Source organism: Stenotrophomonas pictorum JCM 9942 (assembly GCF_001431585.1).
In the GTDB taxonomy this organism is placed as follows: Bacteria; Pseudomonadota; Gammaproteobacteria; order Xanthomonadales; family Xanthomonadaceae; genus Stenotrophomonas; species Stenotrophomonas pictorum.
The window spans coordinates 1-20,301 of record NZ_LLXS01000037.1 but is presented as its reverse complement, the minus strand read 5'-3'; the positions used below and the strand labels follow the sequence as shown (position 1 = coordinate 20,301).

26 protein-coding genes are annotated in these 20,301 nt (G+C 66.4%); 16 read left to right on the top strand and 10 right to left on the bottom strand.

What is annotated here, in order from left to right; all coding sequences use genetic code 11:
• Nucleotides 1-6: 6 nt before the first annotated feature.
• From hisG to hisIE, 8 genes are read left to right on the top strand one after another with little or no spacing between them, the layout of a single operon-like run.
• Nucleotides 7-924 carry an ATP phosphoribosyltransferase gene (gene hisG / locus ARC78_RS11415; RefSeq protein WP_054659958.1) on the top strand — a complete coding sequence of 306 codons (918 nt, stop codon included), beginning with the start codon at nt 7-9 and terminating at the stop codon, nt 922-924.
• Between the two features lie 11 nt (nt 925-935).
• Nucleotides 936-2,231, top strand: coding sequence for a histidinol dehydrogenase (gene hisD, locus ARC78_RS11410; RefSeq protein WP_096144961.1), 1,296 nt, complete (start codon nt 936-938; stop codon nt 2,229-2,231).
• Nucleotides 2,228-3,310, top strand: a complete 1,083-nt coding sequence (gene hisC, locus ARC78_RS11405; RefSeq protein WP_057506334.1) for a histidinol-phosphate transaminase — start codon at nt 2,228-2,230, stop codon at nt 3,308-3,310. The genes hisD and hisC overlap by 4 nt, the downstream gene beginning before the upstream one ends.
• On the top strand, nt 3,307-4,380 hold the full coding sequence (hisB, locus tag ARC78_RS11400) for a bifunctional histidinol-phosphatase/imidazoleglycerol-phosphate dehydratase HisB (RefSeq protein ID WP_054660827.1): 1,074 nt from the start codon (nt 3,307-3,309) through the stop codon (nt 4,378-4,380). The genes hisC and hisB overlap by 4 nt, the downstream gene beginning before the upstream one ends.
• Nucleotides 4,377-4,979: an imidazole glycerol phosphate synthase subunit HisH gene (gene hisH, locus ARC78_RS11395; protein WP_057506333.1), complete on the top strand. Its 603-nt coding sequence runs from the start codon at nt 4,377-4,379 to the stop codon at nt 4,977-4,979. Before hisB ends, hisH begins: the two co-directional genes overlap by 4 nt.
• Complete coding sequence (hisA, locus tag ARC78_RS11390; protein WP_057506332.1) at nt 4,976-5,710, top strand: 1-(5-phosphoribosyl)-5-[(5-phosphoribosylamino)methylideneamino]imidazole-4-carboxamide isomerase; 735 nt, start codon at nt 4,976-4,978, stop codon at nt 5,708-5,710. Before hisH ends, hisA begins: the two co-directional genes overlap by 4 nt.
• Nucleotides 5,704-6,480 carry an imidazole glycerol phosphate synthase subunit HisF gene (gene hisF, locus ARC78_RS11385; protein ID WP_054660794.1) on the top strand — a complete coding sequence of 259 codons (777 nt, stop codon included), beginning with the start codon at nt 5,704-5,706 and terminating at the stop codon, nt 6,478-6,480. Before hisA ends, hisF begins: the two co-directional genes overlap by 7 nt.
• Nucleotides 6,470-7,108 carry a bifunctional phosphoribosyl-AMP cyclohydrolase/phosphoribosyl-ATP diphosphatase HisIE gene (gene hisIE / locus ARC78_RS11380; protein ID WP_057506331.1) on the top strand — a complete coding sequence of 213 codons (639 nt, stop codon included), beginning with the start codon at nt 6,470-6,472 and terminating at the stop codon, nt 7,106-7,108. Before hisF ends, hisIE begins: the two co-directional genes overlap by 11 nt.
• 114 nt (nt 7,109-7,222) lie before the next feature.
• Here the strand turns inward: hisIE and ARC78_RS11375 are convergent, their stop codons facing one another.
• Complete coding sequence (locus ARC78_RS11375) at nt 7,223-8,230, bottom strand: TerC family protein (protein ID WP_054660918.1); 1,008 nt, start codon at nt 8,228-8,230, stop codon at nt 7,223-7,225.
• Nucleotides 8,231-8,800: 570 nt separating this feature from the next.
• Here ARC78_RS11375 and ARC78_RS11370 point away from each other — a divergent pair.
• The 6 genes from ARC78_RS11370 (at nt 8,801) to ARC78_RS11345 (ending at nt 13,469) form a co-directional block, all read left to right on the top strand.
• The gene (locus tag ARC78_RS11370; protein WP_054661015.1) at nt 8,801-9,124 is read left to right on the top strand and encodes a YkgJ family cysteine cluster protein; all 324 of its coding nucleotides are present in this window, start codon (nt 8,801-8,803) and stop codon (nt 9,122-9,124) included.
• 49 nt (nt 9,125-9,173) lie between these two features.
• Nucleotides 9,174-9,428, top strand: a complete 255-nt coding sequence (locus tag ARC78_RS11365) for a hypothetical protein (RefSeq protein ID WP_057506330.1) — start codon at nt 9,174-9,176, stop codon at nt 9,426-9,428.
• 171 nt (nt 9,429-9,599) lie between these two features.
• Nucleotides 9,600-11,153 carry a calcineurin-like phosphoesterase C-terminal domain-containing protein gene (locus ARC78_RS11360; protein ID WP_057506329.1) on the top strand — a complete coding sequence of 518 codons (1,554 nt, stop codon included), beginning with the start codon at nt 9,600-9,602 and terminating at the stop codon, nt 11,151-11,153.
• Between the two features lie 275 nt (nt 11,154-11,428).
• A complete protein-coding gene (locus ARC78_RS11355) occupies nt 11,429-12,142 on the top strand; it encodes a single stranded DNA-binding domain-containing protein (protein WP_054658895.1) in 714 nt (237 codons plus the stop codon).
• Nucleotides 12,143-12,377: 235 nt separating this feature from the next.
• Nucleotides 12,378-12,635, top strand: a complete 258-nt coding sequence (locus ARC78_RS11350; protein ID WP_057506328.1) for a hypothetical protein — start codon at nt 12,378-12,380, stop codon at nt 12,633-12,635.
• A 153-nt stretch (nt 12,636-12,788) separates the two neighbouring features.
• A complete protein-coding gene (locus ARC78_RS11345; RefSeq protein ID WP_054658896.1) occupies nt 12,789-13,469 on the top strand; it encodes a L,D-transpeptidase in 681 nt (226 codons plus the stop codon).
• A gap of 286 nt (nt 13,470-13,755) precedes the next feature.
• Here the strand turns inward: ARC78_RS11345 and ARC78_RS11340 are convergent, their stop codons facing one another.
• The 6 genes from ARC78_RS11340 to ARC78_RS11325 all read right to left on the bottom strand — a co-directional run bounded on the left by ARC78_RS11340 (nt 13,756) and on the right by ARC78_RS11325 (nt 15,887).
• Nucleotides 13,756-14,079, bottom strand: coding sequence for a hypothetical protein (locus ARC78_RS11340; protein WP_054658894.1), 324 nt, complete (start codon nt 14,077-14,079; stop codon nt 13,756-13,758).
• A 28-nt stretch (nt 14,080-14,107) separates the two neighbouring features.
• The gene (locus tag ARC78_RS11335; RefSeq protein ID WP_054658893.1) at nt 14,108-14,611 is read right to left on the bottom strand and encodes a lipocalin family protein; all 504 of its coding nucleotides are present in this window, start codon (nt 14,609-14,611) and stop codon (nt 14,108-14,110) included.
• A 79-nt stretch (nt 14,612-14,690) separates the two neighbouring features.
• Nucleotides 14,691-14,948: a hypothetical protein gene (locus tag ARC78_RS16640; protein WP_145974333.1), complete on the bottom strand. Its 258-nt coding sequence runs from the start codon at nt 14,946-14,948 to the stop codon at nt 14,691-14,693.
• 68 nt (nt 14,949-15,016) lie between these two features.
• Nucleotides 15,017-15,172: a hypothetical protein gene (locus tag ARC78_RS16785; protein WP_157722819.1), complete on the bottom strand. Its 156-nt coding sequence runs from the start codon at nt 15,170-15,172 to the stop codon at nt 15,017-15,019.
• A gap of 96 nt (nt 15,173-15,268) precedes the next feature.
• On the bottom strand, nt 15,269-15,547 hold the full coding sequence (locus tag ARC78_RS11330; protein WP_054658892.1) for a hypothetical protein: 279 nt from the start codon (nt 15,545-15,547) through the stop codon (nt 15,269-15,271).
• A 70-nt stretch (nt 15,548-15,617) separates the two neighbouring features.
• Nucleotides 15,618-15,887, bottom strand: coding sequence for a hypothetical protein (locus ARC78_RS11325; protein WP_145974332.1), 270 nt, complete (start codon nt 15,885-15,887; stop codon nt 15,618-15,620).
• 274 nt (nt 15,888-16,161) lie between these two features.
• Between ARC78_RS11325 and ARC78_RS11320 the strand changes: the two genes are divergently transcribed.
• Both ARC78_RS11320 and ARC78_RS16780 read left to right on the top strand, forming a co-directional pair.
• Nucleotides 16,162-16,350, top strand: coding sequence for a hypothetical protein (locus ARC78_RS11320; protein ID WP_054658890.1), 189 nt, complete (start codon nt 16,162-16,164; stop codon nt 16,348-16,350).
• A 1-nt stretch (nt 16,351) separates the two neighbouring features.
• On the top strand, nt 16,352-16,498 hold the full coding sequence (locus ARC78_RS16780) for a hypothetical protein (protein ID WP_157722818.1): 147 nt from the start codon (nt 16,352-16,354) through the stop codon (nt 16,496-16,498).
• 284 nt (nt 16,499-16,782) lie between these two features.
• Here ARC78_RS16780 and ARC78_RS11315 read toward each other — a convergent pair whose 3' ends face one another.
• From ARC78_RS11315 to ARC78_RS11305, 3 genes are all read right to left on the bottom strand, one after another.
• On the bottom strand, nt 16,783-17,040 hold the full coding sequence (locus tag ARC78_RS11315; protein ID WP_145974331.1) for a hypothetical protein: 258 nt from the start codon (nt 17,038-17,040) through the stop codon (nt 16,783-16,785).
• A gap of 760 nt (nt 17,041-17,800) precedes the next feature.
• Entirely contained in the window at nt 17,801-18,796 is a 996-nt protein-coding gene (locus tag ARC78_RS16775; RefSeq protein ID WP_057506327.1) for a C13 family peptidase, read from the bottom strand.
• Between the two features lie 632 nt (nt 18,797-19,428).
• Complete coding sequence (locus tag ARC78_RS11305) at nt 19,429-19,902, bottom strand: hypothetical protein (protein WP_054660894.1); 474 nt, start codon at nt 19,900-19,902, stop codon at nt 19,429-19,431.
• Between the last annotated feature and the right edge of the window lie 399 nt (nt 19,903-20,301).

The following is a 20,301-nucleotide window of genomic DNA, read 5'->3' as shown; positions in this document are numbered from 1 at the left end:
CCGACCATGAGTGCTTCCCCCACCGCGCCGGCGCGTGACCGGCTGCGTATCGCCATCCAGAAGAGCGGCCGTCTGGCCGATCCCGCGCGCAGCCTGCTGGCCGCCTGCGGCCTGAGCTGGCGGCAGAGTCGCGACAAGCTGTTCTGCTTCGGCGAATCGCTGCCGGTGGATCTGCTGCTGGTGCGTGATGACGATATTCCCGGCCTGATCGCCGATGGCGTCTGCGATCTGGGCGTGGTCGGCCTCAATGAGCTGGACGAACAGGCCAAGGCGCGCCGCCAGCTGGGTCTGGCCGATGCCTACCGGCCTTTGCGTGGGCTGGGCTTCGGCGCGTGCCGGTTGATGATCGCCGTGCCCGAGGACTGGGACTGGCAGGGCGTGCAGATGCTGCAGGGCAAGCGCATCGCCACCAGCTATCCGGCCATTCTCAGCGCCTGGCTGCAGGAGCAAGGGGTGGACGCGCAGGTGGTGGAGCTGTCCGGCTCGGTGGAAATCGCCCCGAAACTGGGCACGGCCGAAGTGATCTGCGATCTGGTCTCCAGCGGCGCCACGCTGGCGGCCAACCAGCTCAAACCGGTGGAAGTGCTGCTGGAAAGCGAGGCGGTACTGGCCGGACCGGCGCACGCGCTGGATGACGCCCGCGCCGGACTGATGGCGATGCTGTTGCGCCGTCTTGATGGTCTGAGCAAGGTGCAGGACCAGAAGCTGCTGATGTTCAGCGCCAACGAGGACCGCATTGATGATCTGACCCGTTTGCTGCCCGATGCGACACCGCTGCTGCGCCTGCCCGGTGCGGGCGAAGGCGCGGCGGTGCGGCTGCAGACCATGTGCACTGGCACGCTGAGCTGGCAGCGTCTGGAAGAGCTCGAGCGCGCTGGCGCGCAGGGACTGATGGTGCTGGCGGTGGAGAAGTCACTGGTATGAACGGGAGCGAATTGAAGATCCTGGACTGGGCCGCGCTCGATGCCGATGCGCAGGCCGCCACTTTGACCCGTCCGGTACAGAGCGTGGCCGCGCAGACCCGCGAATCGGTCGCGGCCTTGATCGAACAGGTGCGCGGCGGCGGTGATGCCGCCCTGCGCGCGATCAGCGCCCGTTTCGATGGTGTGGCTCCTGAGGATTTCGAAGTCGGCGAGGCCGAATTCGCCGCGGCCGAGCGGGCGGTGTCGGCCGAGCTGCGCATTGCCATGCAGCAGGCGGCCGGGCGCATCGATGCCTATCACCGCGCCGGCATGGCGCAGCCGTACGCGGTGGAAACCGCACCGGGCGTCGTGTGCGAGAAAATGATCCGCCCCATCGGCCGGGTCGGGCTGTATGTGCCGGCCGGCAGCGCGCCGCTGCCGTCCACGGCACTGATGCTGGGCGTGCCGGCCCGGCTGGCCGGTTGTCGTGAGGTGGTGTTGTGCACGCCGCCGCGCAAGGACGGCAGTGCCGATCCGGCGGTGCTGGTCGCCGCGCGGCTGACCGGCGTGCACCGTGTATTCAAGATCGGTGGCGCGCAGGCCATCGCCGCGATGGCCTACGGCACCGAGACCGTGCCCTCGTGCGACAAGCTGTTCGGGCCGGGCAACAGCTATGTGACCGAAGCCAAACAGCAGGTCGCCCAGGCCGGTGCCGCCGCCATCGATATGCCGGCCGGGCCGTCTGAAGTGCTGGTGATCGCCGATGCCGGCGCCAATCCGGCCTTCGTCGCCGCCGATCTGCTCTCGCAGGCCGAGCATGGTCCCGACTCGCAGGTACTGCTGCTCAGCGATGATGCCGCGCTGCTGGCTGCCGTCGCCGGCGAGGTCGCGCGGCAGGTGGCGGTGCTCGAACGCGAGGCCATCGCCCGACAGGCACTGTCCGCCTCGCGGCTGGTCAAGGTCCAGTCGCTCGACCAAGCCTTTGAAATCTCCAATCGTTACGCCCCCGAGCACCTGATCCTGGCCTTGCGCGATCCGCGCCCGTGGTTGGCGCAGGTCGAGGCTGCCGGCTCGGTATTCCTCGGCGATTACACCCCCGAAGCGCTGGGCGACTACTGCTCGGGTACCAACCATGTCCTGCCGACCGCCGGTGCCGCCCGTGCCTACAGCGGCGTGAGCGTGGCCAGTTTCCAGAACCAGATCAGCGTGCAGGCCGCCAGCGCCGAAGGCATTGCCGGCATCGGCCCGTGCGCGCTGACCCTGGCGCGCGCCGAAGGGCTGGGCGCACACGCCAACGCGGTTGCGTTGCGGCTGGGAGTGACGCTGTGAGCGCGGTGCTGGATCTGGTTCGCGCCGACCTGCGTGATTTTGGTGGCTATGCTTCCGCCCGCAGCGCCCGGCTCGAGGGCGAGGTGTGGCTCAACGCCAACGAGGCGCCCTGGCCCAATCCGGCCGATGCGGCCGCCCGCTGCCGCCGCTATCCCGATCCGCAGCCGCAGGCGTTGCGCACGCGGCTGGCGCAACTGTACGGCTGCCAGGCGGAGCAGTTGCTGATCGGCCGCGGCAGCGACGAGGCCATCGACCTGCTGGTGCGCGCGCTGTGCGAACCGCAGCGTGATGCGGTGCTGTTCACTCCGCCGGTGTTTGGCATGTATGCGGTCAGCGCGCGCCTGCAGAACGCGCCCGCGCTGGAAGTGCCGTTGCGCGACAGCGCCGACGGGCTGGTGCCCGATAGCGACGCCATCATCGCCGCGGCCAGGCAGGGCAACGCCAGGCTGGTGTTCCTGTGCTCGCCCTCCAATCCGGGCGGGCGCAGCATCCCGCTGGCACAGGTCGAGACTGTCGCCACCGCCTTGCGCGGGCAGGCCCTGGTGGTGGTGGACGAGGCCTATGGCGAATTCGCCGCGCAACCCTCGGCCACGACCCTGATGGACCGGCATGACAACCTCGCCGTGCTGCGTACGTTGTCCAAGGCGCACGCACTGGCCGCCGCGCGCATCGGTTGCGTGATCGCCGATGCCGGGCTGATCGCGGTGCTGCGCCGTTGCCAGGCGCCGTATCCGATTCCCACGCCGTGCGCGCAGCTGGCGCTGGACGGGCTGGACGAGGCCGCGCTGGCGCAGACCCGCGCCCGCATCGCCACCGTCATCGCCGAGCGCCAGCGCCTGCAGGCGGCTTTGTCGACGCTGCCGGCGGTGCGCCGGGTCTACGCGTCGGATGCCAACTTCCTGCTGGTGCGCTTTGCCGATGCACAGGCCGCATTCCAGGCCCTGCTGGCCGCCGGAGTGGTGGTGCGCGACCAGCGCGGCGCCCCGCAACTGCACGACGCCCTGCGCATCACCCTGGGTACCCCTGAACAGAACGACCGCGTCTTGGACGCACTTGCCACGCTGGAGCCTGCCGCATGACCCCCATTCTGTTTGTCGATCGCGATGGCACCTTGATCGAGGAGCCGGCCGACTTCCAGATCGACGCCTACGAGAAAGTGCGGCTGGTGAAGGATGTCATCCCCGCCATGCTCAGGCTGCGCGATGCCGGCTACCAGTTCGTGATCGTCTCCAACCAGGACGGGCTGGGCAGCGAAGCTTATCCGCAGGCCAGTTTCGATGGCCCCAACAACCTGATGCTGCAGATCTTCGAAAGCCAGGGCATCGTCTTCCGCGATGTGCTCATCGATCCGAGCTGGCCGGCCGACAACAGCCCCAACCGCAAGCCGGGCATCGGCATGATGGTCTCCTACCTGCAGGACCGTTCCATCGACTGGGCGCGTTCGGCCATGGTCGGTGACCGTCCCACCGATATCGCCTTCGCCGACAACATGAACATCCGCGGCTTCCAGCTGCGTACCGGCCAGTTCGGCGGCGACTGGGACTGGGACGCCATCGCCCACGAACTGGCCGACGCGCCGCGCCGGGCCAGCGTCCAGCGTGATACCAAGGAAACGCAGATCCGCGTCTTTGTCGATCTGGACAAGGTCGCCAGTTCAAAGATCAGCACCGGTCTGCCGTTCTTCGACCACATGCTCGACCAGATCGGCCGTCATGGCGGGTTTGCGCTGGAAGTTGAGGCCAAGGGAGACCTGCATATCGACGAGCACCACACCATCGAGGACACCGGCTTGGCGCTGGGCCAGGCGCTGCGTGAGGCGCTCGGCGACAAGCGCGGCATCGGTCGCTACGGCTTCACCCTGCCGATGGATGAAACCCTGGCCAGCGCCGCGCTGGATTTCAGCGGCCGCCCGTATTTCGTGTTCGAGGGCGATTTCAGGCGCGAGAAGGTCGGCGACATGCCCACCGAGCTGGTGCCCCATTTCTTCCGCTCGCTGTGCGATGCGGCGGGGTTGAACCTCAACCTCAAGGTGGAAGGCGACAACGACCACCACAAGGTCGAGGCCTGCTTCAAGGCGCTGGCCCGTGCGCTGCGCCAGGCCATCCGCCGCGAAGGCACGCAGCTGCCATCGACCAAGGGGGCCCTGTGAGCATTGTCGGACTGGTGGATGCGGGCGGTGCCAACCTCGGTTCGGTGCGGTTCGCGCTGGAGCGGCTGGGCGTGGACGTGCGCATGGTTCGCGCCGCCGGCGATCTGGACGGCGTGCAGCGGGTGATCCTGCCCGGCGTCGGCGCGGCCGCGGCCGGCATGGCGCGCCTGCACGCGCAGGGACTGGTGCAGCCACTGCGGGAACTGCAGGTGCCGCTGATGGGCATCTGTCTGGGCATGCAGCTGCTGTACGAGCGCTCGGAAGAGGGCGGGGTCGATTGTCTGGGCCTGTTGCCCGGCGTGGTGCGCCGGCTGCATCCGGCCGTGGGCATCCGCGTGCCGCACATGGGCTGGAACAAGCTGCTGGCGCTGCGGCCCTCGCCGTTGCTCGACGGGGTCCCGCCCGGTGCCAGCACCTATTTCGTGCACAGCTACGCCGCGCCGGTGACCGCTGACACCGTCGCCGCCTGCCATCACGGCGGGCTGTTCACCGCCGTCGTGCAGCGCGGCGCGCTGTGTGGCGCGCAGTTCCATCCCGAGCGTTCGGCCGGGCCCGGCGCCCGCATCCTGCGCAACTTCATCGAGACCGACTTCCAATGAGCTTCACCGTCTACCCCGCGCTGGATATCCGCAACGGCAGTGTCGTGCGCCTGCTGCAGGGCGATTACGCCCAGCAGACCACCTATGGCGATGATCCGCTGCCGCGCGCGCAGGCCTTTGCCGCCACCGGCGCGCAGTGGATGCACCTGGTCGATCTGGACGCGGCCAAGGCCGGCGGCTACACCCTGGCGCCGCTGCTGGCACGGATCGCCGCCACGACGCCCTTGAAGGTCCAGACCGGTGGCGGCGTGCGCGGCCGCGACGATGTCGCCCGCATCCTCGATGCCGGCGCCAGCCGGGTGGTGATCGGCTCGCTGGCGGTGCGCCAGCCCGAGGCCGTGGAAGCCTGGCTGGGCGAGTTCGGTCCGGAGCGGCTGACCATCGCGCTGGATACCCGTCAGGGCAGCGATGGCGTCTGGCGTCTGCCGATCCATGGCTGGACCGAGACTGCCGACGTCACGCTCGACCAGCTGGCCAGCCGCTATGCCGCCGCCGGCATGCGCCACCTGCTGTGCACCGACATCGCCCGCGACGGCATGCTGTCCGGCCCCAACATCGAACTCTATGCCCACCTTTCGGCTTTGCTGCCGGGCGTGGCGGTGCAGGCCTCCGGCGGCGTGCGTGACGCGGCCGATATCCGCGCGGCCAAGGCGGCCGGCTGCGGGGGCGCGGTACTGGGCAAGGCGCTGCTGGAAGGCCGCCTGCACCTGGAGGAGGCGCTGTCATGCTGAGCCGCCGCATCATTCCGTGCCTGGACGTGCACAACGGCCGCGTGGTCAAGGGTGTGCGCTTCCGCGACCACATCGACATGGGGGACATCACCGAGCTGGCGCTGCGCTACCGCGATGCCGGCGCCGACGAGCTGGTGTTCTACGACATCTCCGCCAGCCCGGAAGGGCGCTCGGTCGACCGCGGCTGGGTCGAGCGGGTGGCGCGGCTGATCGACATCCCGTTCTGCGTGGCCGGCGGCATCCGCGATGTGGACACCGCCCGCGCGGTGCTCAACGCCGGCGCCGACAAGGTCTCGATCAACACCCCGGCGCTGGAACGCCCGGAGCTGATCGGCGAACTGGCCGAAGCCTTCGGCCAGCAGTGCGTGGTGGTGGGCATCGACTCGATCCGCGAACCCGATGGCCAATGGCGGGTGCGCTCCTATACCGGCGACCCGGCCAAGACCCGTGCCGAAGCCCGGCTCACCCTGGACTGGGTGCGCGAGGTGCAGCTGCGCGGGGCCGGCGAGATCGTGCTCAACTGCATGGACAGCGACGGCGTGCGCAACGGTTACGACATCGCCCAGCTGCGCCAGGCGCGCGCCCTGTGCAACGTGCCGCTGATCGCCTCCGGGGGCGCCGGCACCCCGCAACATTTTGCCGATGTGTTCGAACAGGCCGACGTTGACGGTGCATTGGCTGCCAGCGTGTTCCACTCCGGCGCCATCGCCATTGCGCAGCTGAAACAGTTCCTGCGCGACCAACAGATCGAGGTGCGTGATGTCCACTGAATTCAATCCACTTGATGCCGCCACCCTGGACTGGAACAAGGTCGGCGGGTTGATGCCGGCCATCGTGCAGGACGTCGCCACCCAGCGGGTGCTGATGCTCGGCTATATGGACCGGGCAGCATTGGATGCCACCCGCAGCAGCGGCAAGGTCACTTTCTTCAGCCGCAGCAAGCAGCGCTTGTGGGTCAAGGGCGAAACCTCCGGCCACACTCTGGAGCTGGTGGAGATCCGCGCCGATTGCGACGCCGATACCTTGCTCATCAGCGCCCGCCCGCATGGCCCCACCTGCCATACCGGCGCGGTCAGCTGCTTTGCCGGCGCGCCGGGCAACTTCCTCGGCGCGCTGGATGCGCTGATCCAGCAGCGCGAACACGACCGCCCGATCAACAGTTACACCACCAAGCTGTTTGAGGACGGCACGCGCCGGATCGCCCAGAAGGTGGGCGAGGAGGGCGTGGAAACCGCACTGGCCGGGGTGGCGCAGCTCGATGACGACCTGCTGGGCGAATCCGCCGACCTGCTGTTCCACCTGATCGTGCTGCTGCGTGCCCGCGGCCTGTCGCTGGATGATGCGGTGGCGGTGCTGGAGCAGCGCCACGCGCGGGCGGCGTCCAAAGCGGCCCGCTGAGCCGCACACCCGCGCGGCATCTGTCGCCGCCGCGCGGGCAAGTGCCTGGCACTGCTGTCGCCGGTGCGGCCGGATTGTCGCCGCCCCGGCGTGGCAGCGCCGATCAGGCCGGGGTCATGGCTGGTCCGGCTTCTTCTCCGGTTTCTTCGGCCGCGTCGGGCTGCCCGGTACCCACCAGGTCCGGGTCCGCGCATCCGCCGGCGGCGCACCGCGTGTCTTCAGCAGCGAGACCAGCATCGAGCCGCCGATCAGCACGGCGGTGATCAGCAGCGCAAGCTCGGTGGGGATCACCTTGGTCCCGAACCAGGCATTGAGGATCATCTTGATGCCGACAACCACCAGTACCAGCGACAGGCCGTACTTGAGGTAGTGGAAGCGGGTGATGATCCCGGCCAGGGCGAAGTACAGCGCCCGCAGGCCGAGGATCGCGAACACGTTCGCCGTGTAGACGATGAACGGATCGGTGGTTATCGCGAAGATCGCCGGAATGGAGTCCAGCGCGAACACCAGGTCGGTCAGCTCCACCAGCACCAGCACGATAAACAGCGGGGTGATGAACCGCACCCCGTTGCGGCGCACCGTGAAGCGATCGCCTTCAAAGGTTTCGGTCACGCGGAAGTGACGGCGCATGAAACGGTTGACGCGGTTGTTCTCGATATCCGGTTCCCGCCCGACCGTGACCAGCATCTTGGCCCCGGTGAAGATCAGGAACGCCCCGAACACGTAGATGATCCAGTGGAAGTGTTCGATCACCGCCGCGCCTGCCAGGATCAGCGCCGCGCGCATCACCAGCGCACCGAGCACGCCCCAGAACAGCACGCGGTACTGGTAGGGCGCCGGGACCGCGAAATGGCTGAAGATCAGCACGAACACGAAAATATTGTCGATGCTCAGGCTCTTTTCGATCAGGTAGCCGGTCAGGAATTCATAGCCCTTGGGCGCTCCCAGAAAATGGAACACGCCGGCGGCGAAGACCATGGCCAGCAGGAAGTAGCCCAGGCTCAGCCAGAGCGCCTCCTTGATGCTGATCTCCTTTTGCTTGCGGTGCAGCACCCCCAGATCCAGGGCCAGCAGCACAAGCACGAACAGATTGAAGCCGACCCACAGCCAAAGCGTGTTCATCCGTCCTCTCCCGCGCAGTGATCAGGTCCGGCGCAGGCGAGGCCCTACGCCTTGATTGGCTGCCCGCCGCCGAGGCAGGGGGGCGGGTTCGAAGCTAGCGGTGGACCGGTGCAAACGCCGTCAAGCCGGGCCCTGGCGCCGACCGCCACCGCCCGGATCTGCCGGGCAGGGCCGCGCATCATCTATCCCTCCGCCCGGCCCGAATGCGCCGCGTGGTGGCAACCGCGTCGCCCGCTGTTCGGCCCGGCGCGCGCTGGCCGCTCGCCGCGCTGCTTCTGCCGATGTGAACGCTGCCGGCGGCGCAGTGTTAGGATCAGCCCACAGGCCCTGCCTGTTTCGCGCGCTCTGCGCAGCTGCCTTGCTAGTTGCCCACTCCGCTGTCTTCCACAGGTTGCCCGCCCGTTGTATCGGTGGGACTCGAGGCGAGTGCGCTATGCACGTATACCCCCTGAGCAACACCCCGTTCACTACCGGTGCGCCCGCGCACCGCTCACCGCTGTCCGGCCGTCAAGCGCATCGCGCGTTTCCCGAGGGGCAAGGGTGGCGCCGCCATTCCATGCCGGTTGCGGCATGACGCACGGCGCGGCGGACAAGAACGCCCCGGTCACCTGCGCCACCTGCGACGCTCTCTGTTGCCAGCTGACCGTGGTGTTGACCGAGAAAGATGCGGTCCCGGCACATCTGACCATCCGGTTGCCCAGTGGACTGCATGTCATGGACAAGGACGAGGATGGCTGGTGCGTGGCCCTGGATGGGCAGCAGATGAACTGCCGCATTTATGACAGCAGGCCGGCCATCTGCCGCTCCTTTGTCATGGGTGGACCCTATTGCCGGGCCGAGCGCGCTGCCCAGGCACGCGCGAACCCGCGCGGTATCGCGTTGCAACTTGCCTGAGGAGAAACACATGCCTACGCCACTGCCCGTACCGGGAGAGGTTCCTGCGATGAAGAAAATCTCGATCACCGGCCCCCACGCCCAGCAACGCAACCTCAGCCGGGAGCGCATTGCCGAGGACATGGCGGCCTTCAGCAATGCCGGTGGCCACGTCGAGGTGCTGGGCAACACGCCGTTCCGCACCCGGGTGGACCCGCCCAAGCCGACCACGGCCAGCGGCAAGGCGGCACGCCCGCTGGCGGCCGACGCCGAAGCGGCAGCCGTCCCGCCCGCGCCACCGCGTAAGCGAACGCCGTCGCGGTGACGCCGGGCCGGCGGGCGGCATAGCGGAATTGCCCGCTGCCAGCCGCTTGCCCGATGCGCGCCCGCGGCATGCGGCCCGACCGCCGCCGCGGGCCGCCCGCCAATTCCGGTAATGCCGGGGCCGCCACGGGCGACGATAATGGCAACCGCCTGTCTGTCTGCCGAGGTTGTCATGCGTCTTTCCCTGTTTGCCGGCCTGTGGCTGGCCTGCGCGCCATTGCTGGCGGCCGCCAGCTGTGTGGACGGCGCGGTGTTTGCCGATACCAATGGCAATGGCCTGCGCGATGCCGGCGAGCAGCCGTTGCCCGGTATCGCGGTGTCCGATGGTGAGCATCTCGTGCGCACCGACGCACAAGGCCGCTACCGGCTGCCGGCCTCGACCCAGCCCACGGTGTTTGTCATCAAGCCAGCCGGTTACCGCGCCGCCGCCCGCGCCGATGGTCTACCGGACATCTGGCGCCCCGGCAGTGCGCCCGCCGCTTTCAAGGGCAAGCGCCCGGCCGATGCCGATGCGCAGTGCCCGCCGTTCGCACTGGTGCCCGACGCGGACGCCCCGGCCAGTTTCCAGACCCTGCTGATGGCCGACAGCCAGACCAGCAACGCACTGGATGTGGGCTATTTCGAACGTGACCTCATCGCGCCGCTGCGTGGCACCCATCAGGCCCGGCTCGGCCTGACCCTGGGCGACATCACCAACGATGATCCGGCGCTGTATCCGGCCCTGGTGGCGGCGGTGACCTCGCTGAGGGTGCCATGGCTGCATGTGCCGGGCAATCACGACATGGATGTGGACGCGCGCAGCGATGCCACCTCGCTGGCCAGCTATCACCGCGCGCTGGGTCCGGACACCTATGCCTGGGAAGAACGCACGATGGTGTTCATCGGCCTGGACGACATCATCGCCCAGCCGGGGCAGAAACCGGCCTATATCGGTGGCCTGCGCGAGGACCAGTTCGCCTTCCTCGAACGCTATCTGCCCACCGTGCCGGAAGACAAACTGCTGGTGATCGGCGTGCACATTCCGCTGTTCGACCACCGCTTCCGCGAGGCCGACCGCAAGCGCCTGTTCGCGCTGCTGGAGAACCGCGCCAACCGGCTGATTCTCAGCGGCCACACCCACGAACAGAGCCAGACCTTCTGGGATGCCGCACGCGGCTGGAATGGTGCCACCCCATTGCACGAATACAACGTCGGCGCGGCCTGCGGTGCGTTCTGGTCCGGGGTGAAGGACGCCCAGGGCATTCCCGACACGACCATGGCCGATGGCACGCCCAATGGGTACGGCCTGCTCAACGTGCAGCCGCAGGGCCGCTACAGCGTGGAATACCGCGCCGCCCGAGCCCCGGCCAGCGAGCAGATCGCGCTGCATGCCCCGCGCGTGCTGCGTCGCGGCGCCTACCCGGCATGGGGCGTGTACGCGAACGTGTTCATGGGCTATGACGGCCTGCCGGTGGAGTTCCGCGTCGATGACGGCCCCTGGCTGCCGATGAAGCGCATCGAGCAGCCCGATCCGCGCCTGCTGCAGGAAAACATCGCCGATGACCTGGCCACGGCGCTGCGCGGCTACGACCGCTCGCCCGAGGCCACCCCCTCCAGTCACCTGTGGCGCGCCGCATTGCCGACCACACTGGCCGAAGGCGAACACACGGTAGAGGTGCGCACCACCTTGAACGGCACCGTCTACAGCCGCCGCACCACCTACCGGCTGCAGAACGCCACACCCTGAGCGGAGGCGGGCATCGGCCAAAGACAGCCGCCCAGGCCGGGTTGGCCTTACCCACCCAGCGCCGTTGGCCTGTTTCCCGATGTCCGTCAGATGGCGCCGCCCCGACCGGCACACCCGCTGCGGGCCATGTCCACGCTGCACTCCCTCTGCAGTCGCGTCGGTGGAATTGGCGGCATCAACTCCTTGTCGCCCGCTTGTTCTCCGATGCCCGATGGATACCGCACCACCGCCACGCTAGGCTTGCGCGGGGGTGCCAACTGGGGGCAGGGGAGTCGATGCAACACAGAGCAATCATCTACACCGTGCTGGCCGCGACGGTGCTGGCGTGCAGTGGCTGCGGATTCCCGCTGTCCGCTGACGGTGATATCGCAGCCGAGCCGATGGACCCCGGGCGCCGCCTGATCGGCCAGGTGCAGGGCAGTGGCGCGGTAAGCCCGCTGCTCGGCGAGCAGGTGCTGATCGAAGGCGTGGTGGTGCGCAGCCTGGCCGGCGATGGCGACGATATCGCGCAGGAATTGGGCGAGACGCTGGGCGAGGGCAATCGCGGCCGCGTGGTCGGCTGGTTCGTGCAGGACGAAGGCGACGGCGATCCTGCCACCTCCGATGCGCTGTTCGTGCTTGATCGCGGCTATGACACCGCGCTCAACATGCCGGCCGAAGCCGAATTCACGATGCGCATGGGGAATCGCGTGCGCAGCGGCGACCGCATCGTCGTGAACGGCGAAGTGATCGAGGTGCCACAGGCCGACACCGCCGAACAGCCGCGCAGCGCCGGTCATTCCGTCGCGCGCGGCACGCCAGCGGACACCGTCACCACCCTTGCCGCCAGCAGCATCACGTTGCTGGCGCCGGATGAGCGCGCAGTGCCCCTCATTCCGTTGGCGATCGCACCGGCGCAGGCGCAGCAGGAGCGGGTTGAAGGCATGCGCCTGTCGCGGATCGATAACGGTGCATCGCCGTTGCCATTGCCGGCAGCCCCCTCACCGTAAGGGGGGCGCATGAACCCGGCACCGACAAACAGGCGCCTGCATCCAGGGCATCAGACGCGTGCGATCTTCCGCGTTGGCCGCAGTCACGCGGCTACACCGCGACATGCGCGGATTTACGCCTGAATACGCAGGGATAGCGGCATTTCACAGTCCATCAACGCCGTGCGGCGCAATCATGTCTGTGCAAAAAGTCCGCAATATTTCCGTGGTCCAGACGTGAGAAAGGAGAAGTGAAATGTTTCTGACCAAGAAAAATCTGGTGTTGGCAGTGACGGCCGTCGCCGCCCTCGGTCTTGGCGGCTGCGCCACCTACCGTGACGATTTTGCAAAGATCAATACGCGCCTTGATTCGCTCGACACGAAGGTGCAGAGCGCAGCCCAGAGCGCCGAATCGGCCAACCAGTCCGCGCAGCGGGCCAACCAGCGCCTGGATCAACTCGAAGGCCGCGTCCAGCAGCTCGAAACCGCACCGCGCCGCGAGCCGCGCGGCTGATCGCGCCTACGCGCGTGCTGACCAAGGGTGTGCGCTTCAAACCCGGTGGTCCTTGCTGACCACCGGGGGTTTTTCTTAAGCCGCTCCATGCTCCAAGGAACGTGTCCCATCAATACCTGTATCTATTCCGCGATCCGCGCCGCGTGTGGCGCGCTGGTACTGGCGTTGGCAAGTGTTGGCCCAGTCAATGCACAGGATGCCGCCGCGCATCCGATGGCCGACGTCGACCAGCTTCCCCCGGATCAGACCGTGTCGGACACGGTAATCGAGCTGGCCGGCTGGGTGGTTGCCAGCAAGGACAGCCAGGGCTATCCGTTCACGATCATCGACAAGGCCGCCGCCCAGGTGCTGGTATTCGACGGTGACGGCCGGCTTCGCGGCGCCGCCCCCGGACTGTTTGGTTCGGCGGTGGGTGACCACACGGCCCCCGGCATTGCCGGTCTGGCGCTTCGCGAGATTCCGGGCAAGGACCGCACCACGCCTGCCGGTCGTTTTATAGGCGGTTTCGGCCCCTCCATCGACGCCGGCCGCGTGCTGTGGGTGGATTACGATTCGGCGGTATCCATGCACCCCACGGCGACCGGCGTCCCGGCTGAGAGACGCGTCGAGCGCCTTGCGTCGCCGTCGCCGGACGACAACCGCATCACCCATGGTTGCATCAATGTCTCGCCCGAATTCTACGAGCAGGTGGTCGTTCCCACGTTCGAACGGGGCGGGGTGTTCTACATCCTGCCGGACACCGCGCCGCTGGCCGAGACCTTCCCGGAGTTCGTGCAAAGTCGCGGGCCGGTGGAAAGTAATCAGGAAGCCAACGCAGGGGCCGCCCGTCACTGAACGGTGCGTTGGTGTGATGCCTTTGAGGTACGAGGCAGTGCCGCGACGGAAGACTCCTGCAGCGCATCCGGTACGATCTTCGAATCCGATCACGCGCTCCGGTTATGCGTCGGCGGGTGAGTCCGGCTCGGCGATCGTATGATCGAGCTGCGCCAAGGGGCAGGGGGCCGTAGCTGGCAGGTAAATGGTGCGGGATCGGATTGAGCCTGATGGATTCACCGTCAAATCGACGCGCCGGTCCTGGATCCCTGGCTGGAACTCCAACGGGAACGTGGGAGTCAGATTCTCAGTGGGGCTTGTACACCGGCATCGGTGCCCAGGTCTCGACCCAGCTTGCGGTGATGGAAACCTCAAGCGTGTTGCCATCGGCATCGGGCGAAATCCGGTAGCGATGCGTCGGGCCCTTCATCCACTGCACCGTGAAGTACAGCGCGGGTTCCTCCGTATTCCAGCGGACGTCGCTGATGGCGTTCTCCACTCCTTCCACGTCGTCGATGAAGGTCACTGCCAGTCCATCATCAATAAGTGAGAAGCGGAACACGGCAAAGCTGGCTTCCTCCCAGACGTTCCATTCGCCTATGAACTGTTGTCTGGGGTCAGGGGTCGGCATAGGGATGCTCAAGAGTGACATCTGGCGCTCACTGCACTTGATTCAGGTAGATGGTGCCGGACTGTTCGGGCCAAACAATGTCGGAAGTGTCATAGCCTTGCTGCTGGGCGGTCTCAATCCATCCGGTTGCGACAGTCCGGTCCATCTGGGCGTGCCGGTGGAGCAGATGTAGTCGTTTCATGCCAGGCTCCCCGATAAGGGCGGTCGTATAGTCGTCATCAATTCCCAGAATCCAGAATTTCTCCCGGGTAAAGGGAACCCATTGCAGCCAATCCGGCATGAAGCTGATCGAGAATCTCGCATGGGCGCTGTCGGATACCCGGACAACACCGGAAGATTCCTCCAGCGCGTCGCGCTCACCTATGTAGGAGTGGGAAACGTGGATGGGTTCGTCCGAGTCCCTGGTGAAGTTCCACACCCGATCTCGTGCGTCCGGGTTGTCGCCATGTTGTGGCTTCCTGGCAATCTCGTACCAGGTTCCAAGATAGCGGGGGAGGTCGACATAGGATGCGGTGTGAATAGTGGTGTTCATGGGAATGCCTGTATTTCCACGCTGTCAACGATCGCGACAATGAACTGTCCGTGCAGCAGGAACGGGTCCCAGGACCTGGCTACTTCGCTCGTTTTGCGTAGGTCAGGATGGTCGCCTCATCTTCGGCAGCGGCCTTGACCGACTTGGACCATCGCACCACGGCGCCTTTGTTCTGGATCAGGGTTTCCAACTGCAGACACAGGCACTCGGCGCACGCTTGACCTCCCGGGCTGCTTTTTCCGCAAAGCTTGCAAGGCGCCATCGTGGTCGTCTCGGGAGGGCGAAGCTGATAGGCAATTTTTTCCATCAGTGCCTTGGCCTGGGCCACCGTTTTCACCGTTGATGATCCTCAGGACGAGCTGCGCACGCTGGCGCAGCTCTCCATTTGTTTAGCAGCAGTTGCTGTTACTTCTGCTGAGGCTTGCTGCCGTCATGGGTCTTGCCTTCCTTGGTGTCCGCATCCTTGCGGTTGGTGTCATGCTCTGGCATCGCGCCGGGTGCCCGCTTCGGATCACGTTCCTGCGGGTTCTGGGGGCTGGCTGTTACATTGAGGCTACTCATCTTCTACTCCATTGCGATGAAATCATCGCAGAAGCATCTTTCCCCTTTGTGTGTTACCCCGGTGTGCTATTGGCGCTCTGAGGATGAACGGGCTGATCAGGAAACAAGCCGATCCCAGCACATACCGGCTATCTGATCCGAGATTCTTCTCTGGTCCATGCTCATCTTGCCCGATAGATGACGGTGCAGGTCGGAGTGCCACGCACTGCGCGTTCCATGCGGATTGCGGATATAGATGTCGCAGGCAAGTTTGATTACCGGATTGCAGTCGTTGATGAAACTGTCCCCGATAAGCGCGCCATCACTGTACCGAGTCCGCCAGTAACCAAGCTCGGCGGTTACGTCGACAAAGTCGCGATCGCGTTGATTGTTCATGATGCGCAGCCAGGTACGCCATCTTCGCAGGTGGGGGTTCTTCCCCTGTCTTTCGCATATCTGCGAGATGTCATGTTCTGCGGTTCCGGAAGTCTTCCTTGAGCTGATCCAGCTGTTCCGCGGCAGACACCATGCTTTTTATCCGGTCCAGAAGGGAGTCGATATTGTTGCTGCGCTCCAGTTCGTCTACCGATCCGGATGCCGCTTTCAAAGCGCGCCGGGTCAGAATCGCAAGGGATCTGAGCTTGTCCAGGCGCTGTGAGCGGGACCATGCATGTGCTGATGTTGTCATCTCCAGCGCCAGTTCATCCAGGTCAGCGCGTACCTCTTCGTAGTTCATGATCAGCATCCGGAGCACAGGTAGTGCCCGCACCGCGCCCAACATAGGCCTATTTCCACCGTGCGATGTGATGAGCGATTCGTCCGTCCCTGTTCTTTCTCCAATCGCCTTGCATCCTGCAACGGCGATTGTCACGCGCCGGGCACGCGGCGCGCTCCCCAGTTGGCTTGGTGGTCACCCCGTGAGCCCCCTTCCGGATTCGGGGACTGCCGGTTAACGGCACAACGCGCACCGTGTACGTGCGACGACGTTGTCGCGTGGATGGAGCACGTGCTTGAGCACCCCGAATCCCACCGATCCGGAGGCGCCCCGCGATCCGGATCGTCCGGATCCGACACGGGATCCGCGCAATCCGAATCAACCCAACCCGGATCTGCCCGACACGCGCAATCCGGATCTGCCCGGCGATCCTGCTCCTGAACTGGAGCGTCAGGCGCCGGGCGAATTTGAAGAGGAACAATGAGATGCCGACCACTCCGCAAACACCGCAGAAAGGCCACGAGCAGCGCTCGCCGGGCAAAGACGACAACTCGCAGCGGCATGGCAGCCCGCAGCAGCATGACCAGAAGCCGCACGACCAGAAGCAACAACAGGACCGTCAGCACAAGTGAGTGAGAGGTTCTTGTCGGGGTTCACCGCGGGGACACCACGTTGTTCAGCGGCGGGCAGTGCGTGACAACGAGCTTGGGTAGGCAGGCTCGTCACGGTCCGGACAAGATGACGCGGGCTGGCGATAGTCCGCGTGGTGGTGCCCGCTGGCCGCATCCCCCGGTCAGCGGGTTGTGGCGCCGGGGAGATAGTGCCGGAAGGAAGCGGCGCGCAGGCGTTGAGTCCAATGGGTAGCCGGGTGGTCCACCTGGCCCCGGGAAAAAGCCCCTCCGGGAGGGGCTTTTGATCAGGCAACGATGAGGCTCCAGCTGATTTCGGAGCCATCGAATTTGTAGCGGAAGCCCTCGCGGTCGATCTGCCGGGCGAGGTGTCCATCGGCATCGGCCAATAGCGTGATTTCAACCGACTCCTCACCGGAGCGGCCGCTGATGCGCGACAGGGTTGCGGCGCGGACTTCCTCGGTTGAAACGAAGCTGACCGGCCGGCACTCGCGCCCGGGCCCTTCCAGATAAAGCTTTACGCCTTTCAATGGCGTGCCTCCCATGAATCCCCACGCATGTGGGGACCCGTTTCTAAGGGAGCGGGGGTTAACAGAACCTGCAGGAAGCGTTTGAAACCCGCTCAAACGTGACGCAGCCGGCAGCAATGGCGGCGCTCCGCATGCGCCGGACGGGGCCATCGTTCAGGTGAGAACCACCTCCGGCCGCGCCAGCGGACCCCAGCAACCGGCCGCTGGATTCACCGCACGCGCGCTGGCATATCCGCCTGCAGCGGCAATCAGGGCGGCCCTGACGCCGGAACCGGCAGGTCGCGCGCGGCGGGGAACAGCGCGTGAAATCGGAGGCAATCGCCCCGTCACGCCGCGTGGATCCTCCCGGCGCACGCTGAACAGGTGCGCGGCGGATGCCCCGTTGTCCGCCGGCGACCGGGGAAAACCCGCCCATCCGCGCCGCCGTGCGCGGCAACAGGAGCCTGGGGTTGCCGCCTCGGCAGGCCCCATATCCAGCGACAGACCGCCGGAACCGGGACGCCCTGTCGCGACGGACGTCACGCCTACAGCACACAGCTGCAGCGTTGCTGCGGAGCAAACGCACGAAGCGGACGGCCCGCCTGTAGGAGCAACCTTTGGAAGCGACCGGTAGGAGCGACGTCAGTCGCGACAAAAAACCATCCGCCGCGATTCCTCACACCTCTTGGCAGCGTTGCAGAAGCGATTTCTGTAGGAGCGACGTAAGTCGCGACCAAAGCCCCCACCCAACCCGCCTTTCTCAAGCAACGCAGAAGCGCCGCGGGCAGGCGCGCACCTAACGGCTTGGCGCGGCGGTAGGCACCGGCAGCGGGCTGTCGTCCGCCGGTTCCATCGCCGCTGCCGGCGCCGCGAACGGGTAGGGCACCACCACCGGGGGCGGCAGTTGCTGGCGCCAGCGCGCCAGTACCGCCTCGATATGCCTGCCGGTGGCGATCTGCGGGTACGACGGCAACTCGCCTTCCTGTCGCTCGCGGCGTTTCACCCTGGTCCGTGCCTGGGCGAAGGCGGCGCTGAAATCGTTGCCGGCATTGAGCGCTTCCACCAGGAAGGCGCGGCCGAACCAGGTGGCGCTGTCGGTATTGCCGCAACCGAACGAGGGCCGGTCCTCGCGCGCGGCGGTGATGATCATGCGGTTGGGCGCCTTGAGCGGCGGCACAAACCCGCCCGAGAAACAGGCCGACACCACGATCACCGCATTGCCGATCTTCGCCTCGTCCAGCAGCTGCGCCAGATCCTGCGGTGACAGGTAATCCTCCTGCTCCGGGCCGGTGCGCAGGTAGAAGCTGTTGTCCGGCAGGCCGTGGCTGGTCAGATAGAGCAGCAGCACATCCTCGGCCGGGTCCAGCGCCTGCCCCAGCCCGTCCAGCGCGTAGCCCAGGCTCTCGAAGGTGGCCTGCGGCGCGGTGCCGTCCGCAGCCGAGCCGGGCGGGGCGTTGATCAGGCTCAGCGTGCGCCCGCCGGTTTGCCAGCGTTGCGCCGCCAGCTGCTGTAGATACCGCACCTCGTTGCCGAACACGTCCTCGCCGGCATCGCCGGCCACGCCCAGCACATACAGATCGGTGATGCCCGGGCGCTGGACCGGCAACTGCTGCAGCGCCGCCTCCAGTCGCGCCAGTTCGGTGCCTTCCAGCTTCGGCGTGGTCGGCGTCCATTCGGGCAGGTCGGCATTGCCTGCCAGCACCGGCCAGCTGCCGGCCAGCACCAGCGCCACGACCAGCGTGCGCCGCAGCCGCCGGGAACAGGATCGCAGCAGGGACGGCAGCGCCGGCATCGGGGAGATTCCACAGGACAGGGGTGCAGCGTTGCAGGCGCCTTGGCCGTAAGCAATAGCCGGATGCGGGAATCGTCAGCAGCAGGTGGCGCGGCGCGCGGTAGCGCCGCCGGCTGCGCCGAACGATGGCAATCGGGCCACGGCGGCCGGCATGTACCGCACGGCGGATAAAGCGGCGACGGTGCGACCGCCGGGGTGGACCGAGCACCGCGCCGGGCCGGCGCTGACCATGGCGGGGCAGCGCTGCCCCCGCGTTGCCTTCACTTTGGCCGGCGAGGGCCACGTTTGCACCAAAAAGGGGCATCGATGGCACTTGAAACGGCAGCGATGCCGCTTTTTTCGCCATCGATGCCACTTTGACCGGCAACGTTGCCCCTTTTTGGGGCAACGATGGCACTTGAAGTGGCAACGATGCCGCTTTTTTCGGCATCGATGAGACTTCTGTCTCAAAACGAGGCCCTTTCGGGCTGTGCGCAGGTGCGGATTGGGACGTAAACGGCGCCGGTTGCCCACGCACGGTCGCGGTAGGTGGTGCGACAGGCACAAAAAAGCCGCCCCGAGGGCGGCTGGGTACGGTTACTCATGTGGGGCGGCGACCGGGAAGGTAGGGTTTCCCGGCCGGGGCCGATGACTCAGGCCGGCTCGGACTCGTTCACCCGCGCGCTCTTGGCAAAGCGGCTGCTCAATCCGCGGCGCAGCCCTTCCAGGCCCTGGTTGCGCCCGGCCACTTTCAGGATCGCGTAACCGTCCAGCGCGCAGCGCACCACATCGCTGCCCAGCGCGATCTCGGTATCCGAAGCCCGTTCGGCCAGCCGGGTGATGCGTTGCATGCGCGGGCGCAGGCGGTCCAGCGCCTGCAGATCGGACACCGCATCGGCCACGTTCAAGGTGGCCGGCACCACCTGCGGGTTCTGCGCCAGCATGCTCAAGGTCTGCCGGCAGAACGCCTCGGACTTGTCGCCCATCCGCGCCAGCTTGCGCCGCTGCGCCGTGGTCATCGCCACCAGTCCGGTCAACTGCGCCTCCAGATCACTCAGCGCCTGGTCCACGGCCTGCAGCTGGTCATCGGTGAGGGTGAGGGAAATCAGATTCTGTGTCGTGGTCATTGCATGGTCCTTATGCGAATCAGGGATGGGGACGGCAACCGCCCCGAACGAGGTGGACCCGACCGTTCGGCCGGGCGCGTCAAGCCTGCATCAGCCCGCCGTTGCAAACCACGCACCCGGTCATGGTTTTTCTGTAGGAAAACCCCGCGTTGGTGTGTAGTTGATTGAGTGGGGTCTTTCGCCCCATTGAGGTCGATCTGATTAGTCGCGCAATTGTTTCGACTCACCCGTGCGGTGGAGCCGAGCCGGCTTGCTCTGTCAATCGAACTTCCGTGCATGATTCAGTCAGAATAGGTTAAATCTGTCGAATTTCGCAGGGACGATCATCTTAAGGGGGGCGTATGGAGGATATTGAGTTGGGAGAGTTGGCTTGGAAGGCGGGGTAATCCCCCCGCAAAA

Excerpts from the sequence above, each read along its gene's own strand:
- hisG (WP_054659958.1), top strand. The coding sequence starts at position 7 with ATGAGTGCTTCCCCCACCGCGCCGGCGCGTGACCGGCTGCGTATCGCC.
- hisB (WP_054660827.1), top strand. The coding sequence starts at position 3,307 with ATGACCCCCATTCTGTTTGTCGATCGCGATGGCACCTTGATCGAGGAG.
- hisA (WP_057506332.1), top strand. The coding sequence starts at position 4,976 with ATGAGCTTCACCGTCTACCCCGCGCTGGATATCCGCAACGGCAGTGTC.
- hisF (WP_054660794.1), top strand. The coding sequence starts at position 5,704 with ATGCTGAGCCGCCGCATCATTCCGTGCCTGGACGTGCACAACGGCCGC.
- hisIE (WP_057506331.1), top strand. The coding sequence starts at position 6,470 with ATGTCCACTGAATTCAATCCACTTGATGCCGCCACCCTGGACTGGAAC.
- ARC78_RS11375 (WP_054660918.1), bottom strand. The coding sequence starts at position 8,230 with ATGAACACGCTTTGGCTGTGGGTCGGCTTCAATCTGTTCGTGCTTGTG.
- ARC78_RS11370 (WP_054661015.1), top strand. The coding sequence starts at position 8,801 with ATGACGCACGGCGCGGCGGACAAGAACGCCCCGGTCACCTGCGCCACC.
- ARC78_RS11365 (WP_057506330.1), top strand. The coding sequence starts at position 9,174 with ATGAAGAAAATCTCGATCACCGGCCCCCACGCCCAGCAACGCAACCTC.
- ARC78_RS11360 (WP_057506329.1), top strand. The coding sequence starts at position 9,600 with ATGCGTCTTTCCCTGTTTGCCGGCCTGTGGCTGGCCTGCGCGCCATTG.
- ARC78_RS11355 (WP_054658895.1), top strand. The coding sequence starts at position 11,429 with ATGCAACACAGAGCAATCATCTACACCGTGCTGGCCGCGACGGTGCTG.
- ARC78_RS11350 (WP_057506328.1), top strand. The coding sequence starts at position 12,378 with ATGTTTCTGACCAAGAAAAATCTGGTGTTGGCAGTGACGGCCGTCGCC.
- ARC78_RS11340 (WP_054658894.1), bottom strand. The coding sequence starts at position 14,079 with ATGCCGACCCCTGACCCCAGACAACAGTTCATAGGCGAATGGAACGTC.
- ARC78_RS11335 (WP_054658893.1), bottom strand. The coding sequence starts at position 14,611 with ATGAACACCACTATTCACACCGCATCCTATGTCGACCTCCCCCGCTAT.
- ARC78_RS16785 (WP_157722819.1), bottom strand. The coding sequence starts at position 15,172 with ATGAGTAGCCTCAATGTAACAGCCAGCCCCCAGAACCCGCAGGAACGT.
- ARC78_RS11330 (WP_054658892.1), bottom strand. The coding sequence starts at position 15,547 with ATGAACAATCAACGCGATCGCGACTTTGTCGACGTAACCGCCGAGCTT.
- ARC78_RS11325 (WP_145974332.1), bottom strand. The coding sequence starts at position 15,887 with ATGAACTACGAAGAGGTACGCGCTGACCTGGATGAACTGGCGCTGGAG.
- ARC78_RS16780 (WP_157722818.1), top strand. The coding sequence starts at position 16,352 with ATGCCGACCACTCCGCAAACACCGCAGAAAGGCCACGAGCAGCGCTCG.
- ARC78_RS11315 (WP_145974331.1), bottom strand. The coding sequence starts at position 17,040 with ATGGGAGGCACGCCATTGAAAGGCGTAAAGCTTTATCTGGAAGGGCCC.
- ARC78_RS16775 (WP_057506327.1), bottom strand. The coding sequence starts at position 18,796 with ATGCCGGCGCTGCCGTCCCTGCTGCGATCCTGTTCCCGGCGGCTGCGG.
- ARC78_RS11305 (WP_054660894.1), bottom strand. The coding sequence starts at position 19,902 with ATGACCACGACACAGAATCTGATTTCCCTCACCCTCACCGATGACCAG.